This is a genomic window from Mycobacterium sp. TH-M11, assembly GCF_057473725.1.
In genome coordinates, this window is sequence record NZ_JBYCLD010000263.1 from 1 (window position 1) to 4,195 (window position 4,195).

4 protein-coding genes and 2 pseudogenes are annotated in these 4,195 nt (G+C 65.8%); 2 read left to right on the forward strand and 4 right to left on the reverse strand.

The annotated features are described in order from the left end of the window. The 4 genes and pseudogenes from AC2VOG_RS10830 to AC2VOG_RS10845 form a co-directional block, all read right to left on the reverse strand. Nucleotides 1–256 (reverse strand): annotated as a pseudogene (locus AC2VOG_RS10830) (hypothetical protein); the annotation flags it as partial. Between the two features lie 61 nt (nucleotides 257–317). Then, on the reverse strand, nucleotides 318–1,412 hold the full coding sequence (locus tag AC2VOG_RS10835) for a hypothetical protein (RefSeq protein WP_486939896.1): 1,095 nt from the start codon (nucleotides 1,410–1,412) through the stop codon (nucleotides 318–320). A gap of 183 nt (nucleotides 1,413–1,595) precedes the next feature. Continuing rightward, nucleotides 1,596–2,336, reverse strand: a complete 741-nt coding sequence (locus tag AC2VOG_RS10840) for a YcnI family protein (protein WP_486939897.1) — start codon at nucleotides 2,334–2,336, stop codon at nucleotides 1,596–1,598. Nucleotides 2,337–2,642: 306 nt separating this feature from the next. Next, entirely contained in the window at nucleotides 2,643–3,050 is a 408-nt protein-coding gene (locus AC2VOG_RS10845; RefSeq protein WP_486939898.1) for a WhiB family transcriptional regulator, read from the reverse strand. 139 nt (nucleotides 3,051–3,189) lie between these two features. On the opposite strand from AC2VOG_RS10845, the gene AC2VOG_RS10850 reads away from it, so the two are divergent. Then, nucleotides 3,190–3,963, forward strand: a complete 774-nt coding sequence (locus AC2VOG_RS10850) for a helix-turn-helix domain-containing protein (RefSeq protein ID WP_486939899.1) — start codon at nucleotides 3,190–3,192, stop codon at nucleotides 3,961–3,963. Next, nucleotides 3,960–4,195 (forward strand): annotated as a pseudogene (locus tag AC2VOG_RS10855) (C40 family peptidase); the annotation flags it as partial. The gene AC2VOG_RS10850 and the pseudogene AC2VOG_RS10855, both read left to right, overlap by 4 nt.

Consider the following 4,195-nt stretch of genomic DNA (forward strand, 5'->3'; position numbering starts at 1 on the left):
CGCCCTGGGTGCCGGAATCCTCGGAGTTTGCGTACATCACATTCGAAGCAGCGACTTTGCCGGCGAACATGGTCTCCTTGCCCTGCAGGGCGGCGACATTGGCCTCCATCTGGGCTGACAGCGTAGGCAGCGCCGCGGAGATCATTGAACTCATCGGGTCTTCGCCGGGAGGAAGCGTCGGGATCTGCGGCAGCTGGACCGACGCCGGATCCCAATGCTCGCCGATTTGTTGCCGTTCGGATGGGCCACTTGTCATGGTCGCGGTCTCCGTCTCTTTCTAGCCGGGTGGTTTTCTGCCTACCCACACGACGATTTCGTCACCACTCTTCGTCGACGTCATCTTCGGCGAGGTCGTGTTCCAGCGGTGTGGGGACGGCCAGAGCCGCCCTGGTGCCGCCGCTGGATTCGCGATGGCCCCCCATCCCCGCGCCGCCCATACCGCCCCCCGCGCCGCCGGAAGCCACCGGCGCGGAGCCGGCGACCGTCGCCCGGCCGGCCACGGCGCCTTCTTCCACCGAGGCCGGCGCAACCATGGTGTTCTTTCCCACCAATTTCGCCATCAGCGGGGTCCGCGGCGAGCTGCCCCCGGCTCCCGGCATCGAGCCGCCGCGCCCGAGCCCGGCCCCCGACTTGGCGCCCGAGCCGCCGGCCGCGGGGTGGTTGCTGAACGCCGCGAAGGGAGAGGGCTGGCCGCCAGACCCGCCGCCTTTGCCGAACATCGACGAAATCTGTTGCAGCGGTTGCATCAACTGCTGCATGCCTTGGCCGCCACCGAGGGACTTCCCGAGCTGCTGGGGCATCTGCCCGAGCTGGCTCATCGTTTGCATCAACTGGGGTCCTTGGCCAGCGGCTTGTTGCGCAGCGTCGGCGGTCTTGCCCACCCCAGGATCGCCGCCCGGCGGAATGGGTATCGCCGAGGGATTGACCACTGTGGCGCCGAGATTGCTCGCCAACTCGCTGGTGCCTTCCATCACGTACGCCATGTTCTGCGACTGGCCGAACTTGATCAGGCTCTGGATGAGCTGATCCCCCTGAGGGAAAGATGCCGCTGCTTCGCACAAGTGCTGGATCTCTTGTGCTGTCGTATTCGCCAACGCCTTCGTTTTGGCCACCGACGCCTCCATGGCGCGCAGCTTGAGCGCGATAGCCGACGCTTCCGCGGCATTGATCTGGTGGCCGCCGATGATCGAGCCGGCTTCACCGAGGGCGGCTAACGCTGCAGGACCTGTCCAGTTGTTTTGCATCTGCGACGCCCGTCCCTGCAACTGCGGGACGACCACGCCAGTGAGGTGCATCGCCAGTTGTTCATACTGCTCCGCAGCGGCCGCAAGCACATCCTCGTCGGCGTCCGGCCAGCCGGGGCCCATCAGTGTCTGCGAACCGTACGGGCTCTGATCGCGCTGGATGGTCACGGCACGACCCCTCTCCGCGTGTACCGGTATGCAGTACAGACTTTACTGCGCCTTCCGCAGGCCGGTTCGCGCAATTTGCCGGGCCCTATCCCCGCGAGGAGTTGTCGAGCCGTCAACCGTCGTGACGCACGTAGGTAGGTGAGGCGCCCGGGAAGATCAGCAATCCTCCCGGGCACCTCGGCCTCAGCTTTCGGTCTCGGCCGGGGTCTCGGCCGGGGCCTCGGCCTCGGGTGTTTCGCGAGGCTTGCGGCGCAGCATCACGAAGTTCGCGATCGCGAGCAGCAGCGCCACCACCGCGATTGCACCCGCGGCGAGAGCGGGCCACAGCGGCGTGTTGTTCTGCTGCACGGTTTCGTCGGTCGCGAAGATATCCACGTCGGTGTGCCCTGAAGCAAGTTTCAATACCGGGGCCGGATGCCCGGGCCGCGGTGGGCCGGCGAACGGGTCGTCATTCCAGTTCACCGTGCGCCCGTCGCTGTTGGCCTGTTCGGTCGGCAGCACCAGGGCGTTGCGCATCGGTAGCGGACCGGCATAGATGCGGAACTGGTCGAACTGTTTGGGCGGGATGGCTGCCTGCGGGTTGTCCGCCCGCCAATCCACCTCCGCGATGAAGTTGTTGTGCACCGTGCCGTCGTTGTCCGTTTGCGGTGACGGGAGCGGCTTTTCGATGAGGATCGGCGTCCAGCCGGGCTTGGGCTGAGTGTTCACCACGAACATCGGGCTGTCCTGGGGCAGAAACACCTTCAGCCCGACGGTTGCGGCGGAGTCAGACTCGTTGGCGACCGTGAAGGTCAGCACGCCGTAGCCGTTCTGTCTGACGTTGGTCCCGGAAACCTTCACATCTGCCTGCACCGGCCAGGCAAGGAGCAAGGCGGCGGGGGTGGCCAACGTAGCGGCTGCGATGGCGCGTACTGAATTTCTCATGTGGTGACGTCCTCTCTAGGGGTTCGATCGTTGGCCCAATGCGGGACGGCAATTACCCGCACCTGGACCGCTCCTAACATCTTTGAAGCGTCAACGGCGCCGCCGGACCGCGGTCTGCATGCCCCGTCGACCCACGAATTATCTCGCGTCCACAAGCCCCGAGCGAGGAGTTCGTGGATGACCATCGCCGCGCTCAGGTCGGAAACCCCGACTCACGCCAGGTGGGGATCAGCGGCAAGCGCGGATCCGTAAATCTACCGCGATTCGGCCCATCGGCGGCTTTTTGACGAATCCGGTCGTGTCGGCTCAGGCCGCGGAGCGGGGACGCACGGGTACGTGGAACACCGTCGCGGTAACCGGATCGGCGTCGTTCTCACGCCGGGTCAGGAGCGCGGCATTGTCCGGTAGCTGGCGCGAGTTGATCTCGCCGGCAGCTATCCGGCGCAGCGTTTCGTGGGCGTCGGCCAGTTGTTCCCGCTTGCGGTACTGCCCGCCGGGCAGTTTGACACCCGCCCAGACGCCGTATTCCTCGTGGTTCTCGACCGCATAGCGCGCGCACAGTCGCTGCTGCGCCAGCGGGCAGCGCCGCAGGCACTGCAGTCGCGCTTCGGTGGCCGACTGTTCGTAGGCGCGTGCCTTGGCGGCACCGTCGCCGCTGTCGTCGTCGGTGTAGCCGAACCACAATTCCGGGTTGACCGAGCACGGGTGTCTCATCTGACGCCTCCTTAGAGCCAAAACGTAGCTGGAAACATATACACAAAACTGAAGTGCCGCAAGGAATCGAGACAAAAACAAATAGAATTGGGGCTAATGATGCGGCTGTGTAGTATCCGTATATGGCCGGGACGCTGCTGTGAGCCGCGAATCCGCGGGCGCGGTGATCCGGGAACTGCGAGAGTCGCGCGACTGGTCGCTCTCCGACTTCGCCGCGGTGACAGGTGTGAGCATCATGGGCCTGAGCTATCTGGAGCGTGGTGTGCGCAAGCCTCACAAGAGCACCGTCCAGAAGGTGGAAAATGGTCTTGGCCTGCCCCCGGGCACTTACTCGCGACTGGTGGTCGCCGCCGATTCGACGGCCGAACTCCACCGCCTGACCGCCGCACCTCACAGCGAAGTGCCGCCCGCTCGGACCGCTGGGCCGGTCGTGGTAGACCGGCACGCCGACACCCTCATGCTGGAGGGATACGCCGAAGCCCAACTCGATGCCCTGAACTCGGTGATAGAGCGCCTCCCGGCGGAGACATCAAACGAATATGAGACGTATATTCTTTCTGTGATCAGTCAGTGCGTGAAGGCGGAGATGCTGGCCGCCAACTCGTGGCGGGTGGCGGTCAGCGCCGACGAGGCCTCGGCGGGACGGCTTATGTGCCACCTCGAAGCGTTGGAGTCGACTCGCCGCGCGCTGCTGGAGCGCATGTCGACGAGCCTTGGTGCCCGCTTCGATCGGGCGTGCGCGCGATCGTCGCTGCCTGAGCCGGTCATCGCGGCGTTACTCGGTGTTACCGACGCAGAGATGTGGGACATCCGTAACCGGGGAATGATTCCGCCTGGGGCACTGCCCCGGGTGCGCGCGTTCGCCGGTCGCCTCGATAGGGCTCCCGCAGAGACTCCCGGAGACGAGCGGTGAGCGGCAGCGACGTCGCGGCGTTGCGCCAGGCGCACGAGTTGTTCGCCGGCAGCACCGGGAACGCGCCGCTCGCTGTCGCTTCGTCGCGCTACGACGACCTGTTGGCGCGCTCTGCGGCGCTCAACGATGCCGGCGGGCAACAGCGGCATCAGCCCGCCGTGCATCGCAGCCGAGCGGAGTTGCAGGCGGCGGTCGCTACCGACGCTGCTATCGCGGCGACCATCGCCGAGGC